The sequence below is a fragment of the Caballeronia arationis genome (genome assembly GCF_001544975.2).
Lineage (GTDB): Bacteria > Pseudomonadota > Gammaproteobacteria > Burkholderiales > Burkholderiaceae > Caballeronia > Caballeronia arationis.
The window spans coordinates 41,203-56,402 of sequence record NZ_FCOG02000040.1 but is presented as its reverse complement, the minus strand read 5'-3'; the positions used below and the strand labels follow the sequence as shown (position 1 = coordinate 56,402).

At 65.1% G+C, this 15,200-nt stretch carries 13 protein-coding genes; 11 read left to right on the top strand and 2 right to left on the bottom strand.

Annotated elements, in window-relative coordinates; all coding sequences use genetic code 11:
* Window positions 1-127: 127 nt before the first annotated feature.
* Window positions 128-961 carry an outer membrane protein assembly factor BamD gene (locus tag AWB81_RS22795; RefSeq protein WP_062638811.1) on the bottom strand — a complete coding sequence of 278 codons (834 nt, stop codon included), beginning with the start codon at window positions 959-961 and terminating at the stop codon, window positions 128-130.
* 42 nt (window positions 962-1,003) lie between these two features.
* Between AWB81_RS22795 and AWB81_RS22790 the strand changes: the two genes are divergently transcribed.
* The 11 genes from AWB81_RS22790 to AWB81_RS22740 all read left to right on the top strand — a co-directional run bounded on the left by AWB81_RS22790 (window position 1,004) and on the right by AWB81_RS22740 (window position 14,214).
* A complete protein-coding gene (locus tag AWB81_RS22790; RefSeq protein WP_062638810.1) occupies window positions 1,004-2,239 on the top strand; it encodes an RluA family pseudouridine synthase in 1,236 nt (411 codons plus the stop codon).
* A gap of 5 nt (window positions 2,240-2,244) precedes the next feature.
* Window positions 2,245-3,102: a peptidoglycan editing factor PgeF gene (gene pgeF, locus AWB81_RS22785; protein ID WP_087135126.1), complete on the top strand. Its 858-nt coding sequence runs from the start codon at window positions 2,245-2,247 to the stop codon at window positions 3,100-3,102.
* A 482-nt stretch (window positions 3,103-3,584) separates the two neighbouring features.
* A complete protein-coding gene (phaC, locus tag AWB81_RS22780) occupies window positions 3,585-5,603 on the top strand; it encodes a class I poly(R)-hydroxyalkanoic acid synthase (protein ID WP_087135125.1) in 2,019 nt (672 codons plus the stop codon).
* Between the two features lie 94 nt (window positions 5,604-5,697).
* Window positions 5,698-6,879 (top strand): acetyl-CoA C-acetyltransferase, encoded by a 1,182-nt coding sequence (locus tag AWB81_RS22775; RefSeq protein ID WP_062638808.1) that lies wholly within the window; start codon window positions 5,698-5,700, stop codon window positions 6,877-6,879.
* Between the two features lie 86 nt (window positions 6,880-6,965).
* Window positions 6,966-7,706, top strand: coding sequence for a 3-ketoacyl-ACP reductase (locus AWB81_RS22770; protein ID WP_062638807.1), 741 nt, complete (start codon window positions 6,966-6,968; stop codon window positions 7,704-7,706).
* Between the two features lie 134 nt (window positions 7,707-7,840).
* On the top strand, window positions 7,841-8,413 hold the full coding sequence (phaR, locus tag AWB81_RS22765) for a polyhydroxyalkanoate synthesis repressor PhaR (RefSeq protein WP_062638806.1): 573 nt from the start codon (window positions 7,841-7,843) through the stop codon (window positions 8,411-8,413).
* A gap of 309 nt (window positions 8,414-8,722) precedes the next feature.
* Window positions 8,723-10,099 carry a 30S ribosomal protein S12 methylthiotransferase RimO gene (gene rimO, locus AWB81_RS22760; RefSeq protein ID WP_062638805.1) on the top strand — a complete coding sequence of 459 codons (1,377 nt, stop codon included), beginning with the start codon at window positions 8,723-8,725 and terminating at the stop codon, window positions 10,097-10,099.
* A 2-nt stretch (window positions 10,100-10,101) separates the two neighbouring features.
* Window positions 10,102-11,028 carry a sugar kinase gene (locus AWB81_RS22755; protein ID WP_062638804.1) on the top strand — a complete coding sequence of 309 codons (927 nt, stop codon included), beginning with the start codon at window positions 10,102-10,104 and terminating at the stop codon, window positions 11,026-11,028.
* Between the two features lie 40 nt (window positions 11,029-11,068).
* A complete protein-coding gene (gene bktB, locus AWB81_RS22750; protein WP_062638803.1) occupies window positions 11,069-12,253 on the top strand; it encodes a beta-ketothiolase BktB in 1,185 nt (394 codons plus the stop codon).
* 40 nt (window positions 12,254-12,293) lie between these two features.
* A complete protein-coding gene (locus AWB81_RS22745; protein WP_062638802.1) occupies window positions 12,294-12,920 on the top strand; it encodes a hypothetical protein in 627 nt (208 codons plus the stop codon).
* A gap of 94 nt (window positions 12,921-13,014) precedes the next feature.
* A complete protein-coding gene (locus AWB81_RS22740; protein ID WP_062638817.1) occupies window positions 13,015-14,214 on the top strand; it encodes a cystathionine beta-lyase in 1,200 nt (399 codons plus the stop codon).
* Window positions 14,215-14,297: 83 nt separating this feature from the next.
* Here the strand turns inward: AWB81_RS22740 and serB are convergent, their stop codons facing one another.
* The gene (gene serB / locus AWB81_RS22735) at window positions 14,298-15,137 is read right to left on the bottom strand and encodes a phosphoserine phosphatase SerB (protein WP_062638801.1); all 840 of its coding nucleotides are present in this window, start codon (window positions 15,135-15,137) and stop codon (window positions 14,298-14,300) included.
* Between the last annotated feature and the right edge of the window lie 63 nt (window positions 15,138-15,200).

The following is a 15,200-nucleotide window of genomic DNA, read 5'->3' as shown; positions in this document are numbered from 1 at the left end:
GCGACCGAGTCGTCAAATCCCGCCCTAAACGCTACACCGTTCGATACCTCAAAAAGAACATTAACTGAACGGCATTACGGCCAGGCGGCCGGGTTTTTCTTGGGGCGTTCCGTTCCGAACGCCGCGCTTACCAGATCTGATACCAGGGCTTGTCGACACCCGCGCGGCGCTTGCCGGTCACATACGGGCTGTCGGGGAACGTGGCCGCGAGCACGCGCTTGGTGTCGTCGGCGAGTTGCGGCTGGTCGAGCTTCTGGTACGACAGCATCATGATGTGCAGTGCGTCTTCGGTGGCCGGCGCGTTCTTGTATTCGCGGATGGCCAGTTGCGCGCGGTTGATGGCCGCCACATACGCGCCGCGTCGATAGTAGTAATCCGCGGCGTGGACTTCGTGCGACGCCAGCGCGTTCACGATATAGCGCATGCGCTGCGCGGCGTCCGGCGCATACTTGCTGTTCGGATAGCGGTCGACGACGACCTTGAACGCGTCATACGACTCGCGCAGCGACTTGGGGTCGCGCTCGCTCATGTCCTGGCCGGAGAAGCGGCCGAAGAGACCGAGGTCGTCGTTGAAGTGGATCATCCCCTTCAGGTAGTACGCGTAGGAGATTTCCGGGTGATCGGGATGCAGCTTGATGAAGCGGTCGATGGCCTGGTCGGCCGCGGCTGTTTCGCTGTCCTTCCAGTTGCAGTACGCCACGTTGATCTGCGCCTGCTGCGCGAAATGGCCGAACGGGTCGCGGCCTTCGAGTGCTTCGAAGTACTTCGCGCACTTGCCGTAGTCGCTGCCGGAAAGCGCGTCCTGAGCCTCCGTATATAATTTGTTGTTATTCCAGGTTGCCGTCTCGTCGGTCTTCTCGGGCAGGCCGTGGCAACCCGCGACAATGGCAACGCCAGCGGCCAGCGCCAGATACTTGATCGATTTCTGCATCGACTGTTTGGTGGTGTAGAGGGCTCGCATCAGTGCTTGCATTTCCTAGCTATTTCCCGGCTTTCTGTCTAAATGACCCGCTCAAGTACTCGTCGTACCAAAGATCGCAACGAAGATTATAGCCGAAGCGCTACGCCCGACGACGCACGTCCGGACGATTCAGCCGACGCCGACAGCCACGCCGCGCCGCCCGCCGAGGGCATCGCGAGCACCGTGCCGACAATGCTCGCCGAACGCCGCGCCGATGCCGAAACGCCGCGCGTCGCGCGCGTGCCTGACGAATTCGCGGGCGAGCGGCTCGACAAGGTTCTCGCGAAGATGTTTCCGGAATTCTCGCGCAGCCGTTTGCAGGGCTGGATCGAGGCCGAGCGGGTGCAGATCGACGGCGCGCCGTCGAAGGTCCGCCAGCCGGTGCCGCTCGGCGCGACGATTACGCTCGTGCCCGACCTGCTGCCCGAGCAGCTCGCGTTCACGCCCGAACCGGTGCCGCTCGACATCGTCTACGAGGACGACGCGCTCGTCGTCATCAACAAGCCCGCGGGCATGGTCGTGCATCCGGCGGCGGGGAACTGGAGCGGCACGCTGCTCAACGGCCTCCTGTACCGCTACGGCGAGGCCGCCGCCGGCCTGCCGCGCGCGGGCATCGTGCACCGGCTCGACAAGGAGACCTCGGGCCTGATGGTCGTCGCGCGCACGCTCGAGGCGCAGACGCTCCTCACGCGCCAGCTGCAGGCGCGCACGGTGAAGCGCCGCTATGTCGCGCTCGTGTGGGGCAACATGCGCGACGAAGGCACGATCGATGCGCCGATCGGCCGCGATCCGCGCGACCGCACCCGCATGGCGGTGGTGGAAAGCGCGTCGGGCAAGCCCGCGCGCACGCACTTCCGGACCATCGACCGCGCGCTGTGGCACGGCCAGCCGGTCTCGGCGATCCATTGCGATCTCGAAACCGGCCGCACGCATCAGATTCGCGTGCATTGCTCGCATACGGGCCATCCGCTCCTGGGCGACCCGGTTTATGGGCGCGCGCGCGGCAAGCGCTCCGTCACGCCGCTGCCGAACGGCTTCGAGCGTCAGGCGCTGCATGCGTGGCGGCTCGGGCTGATTCATCCGGTGTCGGGCAAGGACGTGCACTGGCGCGCGGACGTTCCCGAGGACATCGCGATCCTGGCCGCGGAACTGGGCCTCGGCCGCGACGCACAGTCCGACCTGGACGACGATGACGACGACTTCCCCGAGGTGTACGAAATGGACGAAGCGTACGACGACGAAGGCTACGAAGCCGACGACGAGGACGACGAAGAATGAGCGCAATGGGCGAACCCCGTGCCGCGCTCTCCGCGGATGACTGCCTGTGGCCCGGCTGGCAAGCGTCGGGCGTGTCCGCGCGGGTGCGTTCGCTCGCGACGACGCGCAACGGCGGCGTCAGCGCCGCGCCGTTCGGCGGCGGCCGTGCGGGCGAGGGCGGTTTGAATCTCGGGCTGCACACCGGCGATTCGCCCGATGCCGTGCGTGAAAACCGCCGCCGGCTGCTCGCGCTCACCGGGACGCCGGCCGCCGCGTGGCTCGAACAGATCCACGGCGCCGACATCGCGGAAGCTGGCGCGGTGATCGACCGCTGCGCGAACGCACCCGCGACCGGCGCGGACCCCGTGCGCGCCGATGCGAGCGTGACGGATCGCGCGGACGCCGTCTGCGTCGTGATGGTCGCCGATTGCCTGCCGGTTTTGTTCTGCGACGAAGCGGGTCGCGCGGTCGGCGCCGCGCACGCGGGATGGCGCGGCCTGGCCGCGGGTATCGTCGAGAAGACGGCGGAGCGCGTCGCGGCGCTCGCCGGTGCGGATACTTCGGTGCTCCATGCCTATCTCGGCCCGGCGATCGGGCCCTCGGCGTTCGAAGTCGGCGAGGACGTGCTGGACGCGTTCGTCTCGGCGGCCGCTGTGAGCCAGCGCGACACCACTGCCGCCGCGTTCAGTCCGAAGCAGTCGAAAGGCAAGTATCTCGCCGACATCTACGCGCTGGCGCGCCTGCGCCTCGCGAACGCGGGTGTCGACGGAAGGCGCGTGCACGGCGGCACTCACTGCACGGTGACAGAGCGCGAGCGCTTCTATTCGTATCGACGGGATCGCACGACCGGTCGCATGGCGGCAATGATCTGGCTCGCCGACTGAACGGCGCGTATCGAAGCGCGAAAGGCCGTCGCCGGGCATCCCGCGACGGCCTTTTGCCATTGCCCGCGATACATTGCCGATAACCTTTAACGCCGGCCAGTGAGCGCAGCGCCGGTCACTTTTTTTGCAGTGCTCGCCGATTTTTTGTTGTGCTGCAATATGTCGGACATTTGGCCGTGTGTCGTACGCGTACGCTTGTTCGCTCTTATATAAGGGCAAATCCGGATCAAGGAACGCAACGATTGCATGGGGGAAAACGATAATTAAAAAATTATCGCACTGCGGCAAAATCGGGGCAAAGCATTGACATGCCTGACGCTCGGGAGCAAGAATGTTCCCGCAACACTCCGAAATCAGGCAAGGCGTGGCAAGGTCGGCTTCCATCGCGCACTCGGCGCAACACTTGCGCGCTGGTCAAGGCGAGCCCTGCAGCGCCTGCATCAGCAATCCAGTCTTTCGAGACTCACAGGTCAAAAGCGGGTATGGCTGCCTCTAAAACATCCTCTACATCTTCCCGCTCAGATGCCACCGATGCGACTTCGGCGGCCGCTCGTCCGCCCGACATGGCGGGCATGCAGCAAGTGTTCGAGCAGTGGCTGAACGCGTGGCGCTCCGTCGCCGATCCGGCGCAGTGGACGAAGCTCACTCAGCAGATGAATGGCGCGAACGGCAACAACGCGGGCAACGGCGCCGCCGCGAATCCGTTTGCCGCGTTCGCTGCCGCGCAGCAGGGCGCCACGCCGTTCGCGATGCCGCCGCTGCCCGACTTCGCGAAGCTCGGCACGATGCCGGATTTCTCCAAACTCGCGAGCCAGCTTCCGGGCATGCAGGCGATTCCTGGATTTGCGGGCGTGCTTCCGCAAATGTCCGGCATGCCTTCCATGCCGCAACTCCCGAACGCGGCGATTTCGTCCGAGCGTCTCCAGCAGTTGCAGGGCGACTATTCGCGCGATGTGGTCGAGTTGCTCAAGCAGGCGGGCGCGCAAAGCATCGATCCGGCGGCGTTGAAGGATCGCCGGTTCAGCACGACCGCGTGGCAATCGACGCCGGCCTACGCGTTCACCGCCGCGTGGTATCTGCTCAACGCGCGCTATCTGCAGGAACTCGCCGACGCCGTCGACACCGACCCGAAGACGCGCGAACGCATTCGCTTCACCGTCGAGCAGTGGACTGCCGCGGCCTCGCCGAGCAACTTCCTGGCGTTCAATCCGGAAGCGCAGAAGACGCTCATCGAGAGCAAGGGCGAGAGCCTCTGGCAGGGCATGATGAACCTGCTCAACGACCTGCAGCGCGGCAAGATCTCGCAGTCGGACGAGTCGCGCTTCGTGGTTGGCAAGAACATCGGATCGACCGAAGGCGCGGTCGTCTTCGAAAACGATCTCGTGCAGATCATCCACTACAAGCCGCACGCGTCGCAGGTATTCGAGCGGCCGCTTTTGATCGTGCCGCCCTGCATCAACAAGTTCTACATCCTCGACCTGCAGCCGGAAAGCTCGCTAGTCGGCCACGCGCTCGACGCGGGGCATCAGGTATTCATCCTGTCGTGGCGCAATGCCGACCAGTCGGTCGCGCACAAGACCTGGGACGATTACGTGCAAGAGGGCGTGCTCGAACCGATCGAGGTCGTCAAGCAGATCACCGGGCGCGAGCAGATCAACACGCTCGGCTTCTGTATCGGCGGCACGATCCTCTCGACCGCGCTCGCGGTCGCAGCGGCGCGCGGCGAACATCCGGCCGCATCGATGACGCTCCTCACCGCCATGCTCGATTTCTCCGACACGGGCGTGCTCGACGTCTTCGTCGACGAGTCGCACGTGCAGATGCGCGAGCAGACGATTGGCGGCAAGAACGGCGCGCCTCCGGGACTCATGCGCGGCGTCGAGTTCGCGAACACGTTCTCGTACCTGCGTCCGAACGATCTGGTCTGGAACTACGTCGTCGACAACTATCTCAAGGGACGCACGCCGCAGGCGTTCGACCTGCTGTTCTGGAACAGCGATTCGACCAACCTGCCCGGCCCGATGTGCGCCTGGTATCTGCGCAACACGTATCTGGAGAACAAGCTGCGCGAGCCCAACGCGGTGACGACCTGCGGCGAGCCGATCGACCTGTCGCGCATCGACGTGCCGACCTTCATTTACGGTTCGCGCGAAGACCATATCGTGCCGTGGGCGTCGGCGTATGCATCGGCGCCGCTTTTGACCGGGCCGCAGAAATTCGTGCTCGGCGCGTCGGGGCATATCGCGGGGGTGATCAATCCGCCGTCGAAGAACAAACGCAACTTCTGGATGCTCGACACCGACGACAAACGGCTGCCTGCCGACGCCGACGACTGGTTCGCTGCCGCGACCGAACATCCGGGCAGCTGGTGGCCCGCCTGGACGAACTGGCTCGACGGCTACGCCGGCAAGAAGATGAAGGCGCCGGCGTCGCTCGGATCGGAGGAATATCCCGTCATCGAACCCGCGCCCGGGCGCTATGTGCTGCAACGCGACCACTGAGCCGCCCGGCGCCTGAACGGTGCGTCGGACAGCAGGTTTCCACGCACCGAGCTTGCAGAGCCCGCTTTAACATTCGAAGCCAAAGGAAACTGAAATGACTGACGTAGTGATCGTATCGGCCGCACGCACAGCGGTCGGCAAATTCGGCGGGTCGCTCGCGAAGATCGCGGCGCCTGATCTCGGCGCTGCCGTCATTCGCGCGGTGCTCGAACGCGCCAACCTGAAACCCGAGCAGATCAGCGAAGTGATCATGGGCCAGGTGCTGACGGCAGGTTCGGGCCAGAACCCCGCGCGCCAGTCGCTCATCAAGGCGGGCCTGCCGAACTCGGTGCCCGGCATGACGATCAACAAGGTGTGCGGCTCGGGCCTGAAGGCCGTGATGCTCGCCGCCAACGCGATCATCGCGGGCGACGCGGAGATCGTGATCGCCGGCGGCCAGGAAAACATGAGCGCGGCGCCGCACGTGCTGCCGGGCTCGCGCGACGGCTTCCGCATGGGCGATGTGAAGCTGATCGACTCGATGATCGTCGACGGCCTGTGGGACGTCTACAACCAGTACCACATGGGCACGACGGCCGAGAACGTCGCGAAGGAATACGGCATCACGCGCGAGGAGCAGGACAAGTTCGCGGCGCTGTCGCAGAACAAGGCGGAAGCCGCGCAGAAGGCGGGCCGCTTCGACGACGAGATCGTGCCGATCGAGATTCCGCAACGCAAGGGCGAGCCGCTCAAGTTCGCCACCGACGAGTTCGTGCGCCACGGCGTGACTCCGGAAGCGCTCGCAGGCCTGAAGCCAGCGTTCTCGAAGGAAGGCACGGTGACGGCGGCCAACGCGTCGGGCCTGAACGACGGCGGCGCGGCGGTGATCGTGATGTCGGCGAAGAAGGCCGAAGCGCTCGGCCTGACGCCGCTTGCGCGCATCAAGGCGTACGCGAACGCGGGCGTCGATCCGAAGGTGATGGGCATGGGCCCGGTGCCGGCATCGAAGCGCTGTCTGGAACGCGCGGGCTGGTCCCCGAGCGACCTCGACCTGATGGAAATCAACGAGGCGTTCGCGGCGCAGGCGCTCGCGGTCCACAAGCAGATGGGCTGGGATACGTCGAAGGTCAATGTGAACGGCGGCGCGATCGCGATCGGACACCCGATCGGCGCATCCGGCTGCCGCATTCTCGTTACGCTCCTGCACGAAATGCAGAAGCGCGACGCGAAAAAGGGTTTGGCGTCGCTGTGCATCGGCGGCGGCATGGGCGTGGCGCTGGCACTCGAGCGTCCGTAAGAAGGTCTTGGAGATAGACAGTCAGGGCAAGCGGGAAGCGGCCGAAAGACAACGGCCGCTTCGCGCATAACAAAATGGAGTGAGGAATGACGAAGCGCATAGCGTATGTGACGGGCGGCATGGGCGGCATTGGCACGAGCATCAGCCAGCGTCTGCATAAGGACGGCTATACGGTCGTCGTGGGCTGCGGCCCGAACTCGCCGCGCCGGGTGAAATGGATCGAGGAGCAGAAGGCGAACGGCTACGACTTCATCGCGTCGGAAGGCAACGTCGGCGACTGGGAATCGACCAAGAACGCGTTCGACAAGGTGAAAGCCGAAGTCGGCGAGGTCGACATCCTGGTGAACAACGCCGGCATCACGCGCGACGTCGTGTTCCGCAAGATGACGCACGAGGACTGGACGGCCGTCATCGATACCAACCTGACGAGCCTCTTCAACGTGACGAAGCAGGTGGTCGACGGGATGGTCGAGCGCGGCTTCGGGCGGATCATCAACATCTCGTCGGTGAACGGCCAGAAGGGCCAGTTCGGTCAAACGAACTACTCGACGGCGAAGGCCGGCATCCACGGCTTCACGATGGCGCTTGCGCAGGAAGTGGCAACCAAGGGCGTGACGGTCAACACGGTGTCGCCGGGCTACATCGGCACGGACATGGTGAAGGCTATCCGTCCGGAAGTGCTGGAGAAGATTGTCGCGACGATTCCTGTGCGACGTCTTGGCCGGCCGGATGAAATCGGCTCGATCGTTTCGTGGCTGGCATCGGAAGAGTCGGGCTTCTCGACTGGCGCGGACTTCTCGCTGAACGGCGGTCTGCACATGGGCTGACGGGCAGCGGCGGCGCGCGGCCTGGAACCGTGCGCTGCCGCTACTTGCCGGAAAACGAACGGCGGCAACGCACTTTGCATACGCAAGACACGTTTGCTGCCATCGCAGTAAGGTTTTGCGTTTAAAGGCGTTAAATGACCACTACTACTACAAAGAAACCCGCCGAACGACTCATCAAAAAGTATCCGAACCGTCGGCTGTACGATACGGAAACGAGCACCTACATCACGCTTTCCGACGTGAAGCAGCTCGTGCTGGATCAGGAAGACTTCAAGGTCATGGACGCCAAGTCCAACGATGACCTGACCCGAAGCATCCTGCTGCAGATCATTCTGGAGGAGGAGAGCGGCGGGCTGCCGATGTTCTCGTCGGTGATGCTGTCGCAGATCATTCGCTTCTATGGCCACGCGATGCAAGGCATGATGGGCACGTACCTGGAAAAGAACATCCAGGCGTTCATCGACATCCAGCAGAAGCTCACCGATCAGAGCAAGGGCCTCTACGACGGCAACGCGCTCAATCCGGAAGTCTGGTCGCAGTTCATGAACATGCAGGCGCCGATGATGCAGGGCATGATGACGAGCTACATCGAGCAGTCGAAGAACATGTTCGTGCAGATGCAGGAGCAGATGCAGTCGCAGGCGAAGTCGATGTTCAACACGTTCCCGTTCCCCACGCCGACGCCGCCGTCGACGGAGAAGAAGTAAGCGAATTTTGCGGGCGCCGCTATCCGTGCGCGCGCGGCGGTGCGATGCGCCCGGCGCCGACGGCCTGTCGCGCCCGGCTTCCCGGGCCGCAGCCGGTTTGGCCCGGCACGGTACAATATCGGCTTTGCAGCGCGGCGCGCCGGGGCGGATGATCGTCCGGCGGCGCAACCTGCGGCAGTGCCCGAATGCTCGTCATGGCAGGCTTTTTCCGGCACCGCGCGCCACCGCGCTCGTTAGCTACGTACCTCGATCGGCCTCGCGCCCGCCGGTTCCACGCCCGAACCAGGTACCCACACCGCCGGACCATCTATGTCGCACATTTCCTCCCCGACCGCCCCTAAAGTCGGCTTCGTCTCCCTCGGCTGCCCGAAGGCCCTGGTCGATTCCGAGCAGATCATCACGCAGTTGCGTGCCGAGGGCTACGAGATCTCGGGTACCTATGACGGCGCCGACCTCGTCGTCGTCAACACCTGCGGTTTCATCGACGAAGCCGTGCAGGAAAGCCTCGACGCCATCGGCGAGGCGCTCAGCGAAAACGGCAAGGTGATCGTGACGGGCTGCCTCGGCGCGAAGAAGAGCGCGAGCGGCACGGGTCTCATTGAGGAAGTGCATCCGAAGGTGCTGGCCGTCACCGGCCCGCACGCGACCAACGAAGTGATGAACGCGGTGCACGCGCACCTGCCGAAGCCGCACGATCCGTTCACCGATCTCGTCCCCGCCGCCGGCATCAAGCTCACGCCGCGCCACTACGCGTACCTCAAGATTTCGGAAGGGTGCAACCATCGTTGCACGTTCTGCATCATCCCGTCGATGCGCGGTGACCTCGTCTCGCGCCCGGTCGCCGATGTGATGCTCGAAGCGGAAAACCTTTTCAAGTCGGGTGTGAAGGAACTGCTCGTGATTTCGCAGGACACGAGCGCGTACGGCGTCGACGTCAAGTACCGCACAGGCTTCTGGGCCGGCAAGCCGATCAAGACGCGCATGACGGATCTCGTCGGCGCTTTGGGCGAACTCGCCTCGCAATATGGCGCGTGGGTGCGCCTGCACTACGTGTACCCGTACCCGAGCGTCGACGAAGTCATCCCGATGATGGCCGAGGGTCCGCTGAAGGGTCACGTGCTGCCGTATCTCGACGTGCCGTTCCAGCACGCGCATCCCGAAGTGCTCAAGCGCATGAAGCGCCCGGCGAACGCCGAGAAGGTGCTCGAGCGCGTGCAGGCGTGGCGTGCGATCTGCCCGGACCTGACGATTCGCAGCACTTTCATCGCGGGCTTCCCCGGCGAAACCGAAGAGCAGTTCCAGACGCTGCTCGATTTCATCCGCGTCGCCGACCTGGACCGCGTGGGCTGCTTCGCGTATTCGCCGGTCGAAGGCGCGAGCGCGAACGAACTCGACGGCGCGTTGCCCGACGAAGTCCGCGAGGAACGCCGCGCGCGCTTCATGGAACTGGCCGAGGAACTGTCGGCGGCGCGCATGAAGCGCAAGGTAGGCAAGACGCTCAAGGTACTCGTCGACGAAGTGAATTCCGACGGCGGTGTCGGCCGCACGGCGGCGGACGCGCCCGAAATCGACGGCGTCGTCTACATCGCGCCGGCGACGAAGGCATCGAAGCGCTACAAGGCCGGCGACTTCGTTTCGGTGAAAATCACCGGCGCCGACGGCCACGACCTCTGGGGCGAGGTGTAATCATGACCGAGACGCCGCAAGTCCTCGCGCTTGGCGAGGCGATGATCGAATTCAACCAGTCGAAGGCCGGCGAGCCGACTTACCTGCAAGGCTTCGGGGGCGACGTGTCGAACTTCCTGATCGCGGCGTCGCGGCAGGGCGCATCGACGGGCTTCGTGTCCGCGGTCGGCAATGACCAGTTCGGGCAATTGCTGCTCGAACTGTGGCGTACGGAAGGCGTCGACACCTCGACGGTGCGCGTCGACGCCAACGCGCCCACCGGCGTCTACTTCGTGTCGCACGGCGCGACCGGGCATCGCTTCGATTACCTGCGCGCGGGTTCGGCCGCGAGCCGCTATGCGCCGTCCGATCTGCCGCTCGACACGATCGCGGCCGCGAAGGTCGTGCATCTGTCGGGCATCAGTCTCGCGATCGGCGTCTCTGCGTGTGACGCCGCGTTTGCCGCCATCGATCATGCGCGCAGTCATGGTGTGAAGGTGAGTTTCGATACCAACTTGCGCCTCAAGCTCTGGCCGCTTGCACGGGCGCGCGCGGTGATGCTCGAGGCGATCCGCGCAACCGACATCTGCCTGCCGAGCTGGGACGACGTGACTGACCTCACCGGCCTCACGGACAAGGACGCCATCGTCGACTTCCTGCTCGCGCTAGGGCCGAAGGTGGTCGCGCTGAAGCTCGGCAAGGAAGGCTCGTACATCGCCACGCCCGGCGAGCGGCGCGTGGTGCCTGGCCGCGTCGTGCAGGCCGTCGATGCAACCGGCGCGGGCGACTGCTTCGGCGGCGCGTTCATCGCGCGCATCGTCGCGGGCGACGATGCGTTCGCGGCCGCGCGCTACGCGAACGTCGCGGCAGGGCTGTCGACGCAAGGCTTCGGCGCGGTCGCGCCCATTCCCCTTCAGGCGACGGTCGAGCAAGCGCTCGCGCAATGCTAAGATCGTTAGCAAGCTTAACTATCCAAAGTGGAGACTAGAAATGCAACGTGAAGTCGTAGTGGTGAGCGGGGTACGCACGGCAATCGGCGATTTCGGCGGCGCGCTGAAGGACTTCAGCCCGACCGATCTCGGCGCACGCGTCGTGCGCGAGGTGCTGTCGCGCGCAAACGTGTCGGGCGAGGACGTCGGTCACGTGGTGTTCGGCAACGTCGTGCATACCGAGCCGAAGGACATGTACCTCGCGCGCGTCGCGGCGTTGAACGGCGGCGTCGCGCAGCACGCGCCCGCGCTGACGGTGAACCGCCTGTGCGGCTCGGGCCTGCAGGCGATCATCTCCGCGTCCCAGTCGATCCTCCTCGGTGACGCCGACGTTGCGATCGGCGGCGGTGCCGAAAGCATGAGCCGTGCGCCCTACATCATGCCGGCGGCGCGTTTCGGCCAGCGCATGGGCGACGCGCGCGTGATCGACATGATGCTCGGCGCGCTGAACGATCCGTTCGACAAGATCCACATGGGCGTGACGGCTGAGAACGTGGCGGGCAAGTACGGCATCACGCGCGAAGCACAGGACGCGCTCGCGCTCGAATCGCACCGGCGCGCGGCGAAGGCAATCGAAGCCGGCTACTTCAAGGATCAGATCCTGCCGATCACGCTGGCATCGAAGAAGGGCGATACCGTCTTCGATCAGGATGAGCATGTGCGCATGAACGCGAGCAGCGACGACTTCTCGAAGCTCAAGCCTGTCTTTGCGAAGGAAAACGGCACGGTGACGGCGGGCAACGCGTCCGGCATCAACGATGCGGCGGCGGCCGTCGTGCTGATGGAACGCAGCGTCGCGGAGAAGCGGGGCCTCGCGCCGCTCGCGCGCCTCGTCGCGTACGCGCACGCGGGCGTCGATCCGAAGTTCATGGGTATCGGTCCGGTGCCCGCTTCGCAGAAGGCGCTCGAACGCGCGGGCCTCACGGTCGCCGACCTCGACGTGATCGAAGCGAACGAGGCCTTCGCCGCGCAGGCGTGCGCCGTCACGAACGAACTGAAGCTCGATCCGTCGAAGGTCAACCCGAACGGTTCGGGCATCTCGCTCGGCCATCCGATCGGCGCGACGGGTGCGCTCATCACGGTGAAGGCGCTGTACGAACTGCAGCGCATCGGCGGCCGCTATGCGCTCGTGACGATGTGCATCGGCGGCGGGCAGGGCATCGCGGCGATTTTCGAGCGCGTCTGATCCGGGCCGCGCCGCGATCGAAATTCGAAGGAAACAGAGGATGATGCATAGGAAGACGGCGGTAATCGGCTCGCTGGCAATGACGGTGCTGCTCGCCGCGTGCAATTCGCCGATGCCGCCGGATCGGCCGGCCACGGCCGCGCCCGCCGCGAAAAGCGACGACGTGATCGGCGCCAACAACGCCATCGCGACGCTCGCGCTGCCGCCCGCGAAGCCGCTTGCGCCGAACCCGGAATACGCGCGTTTCCCGCGCTATGTGGGCACGGTCGGCGGCAAGCAGATCGAGATGCGGCTCGGCGCGAAGACCGACGAGGCGTCGGGCATCCACGGCGAGTACCGCTTCGCGGGCAGTTCGTCGGTGATCCTGGTGGCGGGCGATCGCGATGGCGATACGCTCGAAATCGAGGAGTCGAACGACGGCACGCACATCACCGGCAACTGGGTCGGCAAGTTTGCGGCGGACGGCAGCGTGTCCGGCGAGCGCATGAACGCCGACGATTCCAACCCGCAGCCCTTCGAACTGCGTCCCGCGGTCGCGGGCGTAACGGTTCCTGCGAATCGCGGAGCAAAACCCGCCGCGCCTTCCCTGGAACCGGCGCCGCCCGCTGCGCCGACTCCGCCGCGCAATGCCGTCGGCGGGACGAGCAACGTGATCATCGGCGAGTAGCGCGCGTTTGCGTCGCGCCGACCGAAACCCGCACGCCATCGAACCATCGTTCGATGGCGTTGCTTTTCCGAACATCACCTCAAGCAAGCACGCCATGACCGATTCCAGCCCGAAGGACGAAGGACGCTCGGAGCAGACCCGCATCGTCCATCCGGAAGACCGCCTGACGCCCGGCTTCGAAGCGTTCCCCGTGCCCGTCACGCGCGCGTCGACGATCGTGTTCCCGAATCTCGCCGCGATGCGCAAGCTCGTCTGGAGCGACGATTCGCAATGGCGCTACGGCCTGCACGGCACGCCCACGTCGATCACGCTCGCGCAGCGGCTCGCGGCGATCGAAGGCGGCGAACATGCGCTCCTGCATCCGTCGGGGCTGTCGGCGATATCGAATGTGTATTTCGGCTTCGTGAAGTCGGGCGATCACGTGCTCGTTCCCGACAACGCCTATTCGCCGAACCGCGAGCACGCCGACTGGCTCGCGGCTGACTACGGCGTCGAAGTGACGTACTACGACCCGATGATCGGCGCGGGCATCGCGGATCTCATCCGGCCGAACACGAAGCTGGTCTGGGTCGAGGCGCCGGGTTCCGTGACGATGGAAGTGCAGGACGTGCCGGCCATTGCAGCGGTCGCGCGCGCGCGCGGCGTCGTCACGGCGCTGGACAACACGTATTCGGCGGGACTCGCATTCAAGCCGTTCGAACACGGCGTCGATATTTCGGTGCAGGCGCTTTCGAAGTACCAGTCGGGCGGCAGCGACATCCTGATGGGCGCGACGATCGCCGTCGACCGCGAACATCACATGAAGCTGAAGCGCGCGCGGATGCGGCTCGGGATCGGCGTGTCGGCGGACGACTGCTCGCTCGTGCTGAGGAGCCTCCCTTCGATGACGCTGCGCTACGCGGCCCACGACCGCACCGCGTTTGCGCTCGCCACCTGGTTGAAGACGCGTCCGGAAGTGGCGGCGGTGCTGCATCCGGCCATCGAAGATTGTCCGGGCCACGAGATTTTCAGGCGCGATTTCAAGGGCGGCGCGGGCGGCCTGTTCTCGTTCGTGTTCGACAAGCGTTATAGCGCGGCGCAGGTCGATGCGTTCGTCGAGGCCCTTGAATTGTTCGATATCGGCTGGAGCTGGGGTGGGTCGCACAGCCTGGCGATGCCGTACAACGTGAGCACGATGCGTACCGCCGCGAAATGGCCGCACGAGGGCGTGCTCGTGCGCTTCTTCGTCGGGCTGGAGGACGAGGCGGATTTGCGCCGCGACATCGAACAGGCGTTGACGAAGGCGTTTGCATAACGCTTTTCAAGCCGCACCACGAACAAGAGGCCGCTTTGCGTCACGCAAAGCGGCCTCTCGCTTTTTTGATCGCCGAGATTCGCTCAGAACAGACGCAGCAGGCCGTCCAGCCCCACGAAGTTGAACGCGACGCTCGCCGCTTCCCGCACCACCGGCTTCGCGCGAAACGCCACCGACAGCCCCGCTTCCGCCATCATCTTGAGATCGTTGGAGCCGTCGCCCATCGCGATGGCGCGCGCCGGGTCGATGCCGATCTGCGCGCAGGTCTCGCGCAGCGTGCGCGCCTTCACCTCCGCGTTGACGATTTCGCCGGTCACTTTTCCCGTCAGCTTCCCGTCGACGATTTCGAGCGTGTTCGCGCGCGTGAAATCGAGGCCGAGCCGCGCCTTCAGCTTCTCGGTGAAAAACGTGAAGCCGCCCGAGACCAGCAGCGTCTTCAGTCCCGCGGCGCGCGCGTTCGCGAGCATCCGTTCCGCGCCCGGCGACAGTTGCAGCCGCTCTTCGTAGACCCGTTCCAGCGCACTCGCGTCGAGTCCCTTCAACAGCGCGACGCGGCGCGTGAGGCTCTCGTTGAAATCCTTGATCTCGCCGCGCATCGATGCTTCCGTGATCGCCGCGACTTCCGCCTTCAGTCCGCAGAAGTCGGCGATTTCGTCGATGCATTCGATCGTGATCAGCGTCGAATCCATGTCCATCGCGACGAGGCCGAAGTCCGCGAGGCGCGCGTCTGGCGCGACGAACGCGTAGTCGAGGCGGTGCGTGCCGCAATAGGCATCGATGTCGGGACGCTGCAGCGGATCGGCGCCGATGAAGCGCACGAGCGTGTCGTCGGCGCGCCTGGTCTCCGACGAGCGGGCGAGGGCGGCGAGCGGCCGGAGATGCGAATCGGCTATCGGGGAAGGGCTTTGGACGACGAGGTTCATAGGCGCGGCACAGAAGGGCAAGGGCGAAAGCCTCCATTGTAATGGTGCCGACCGATGGCGCAC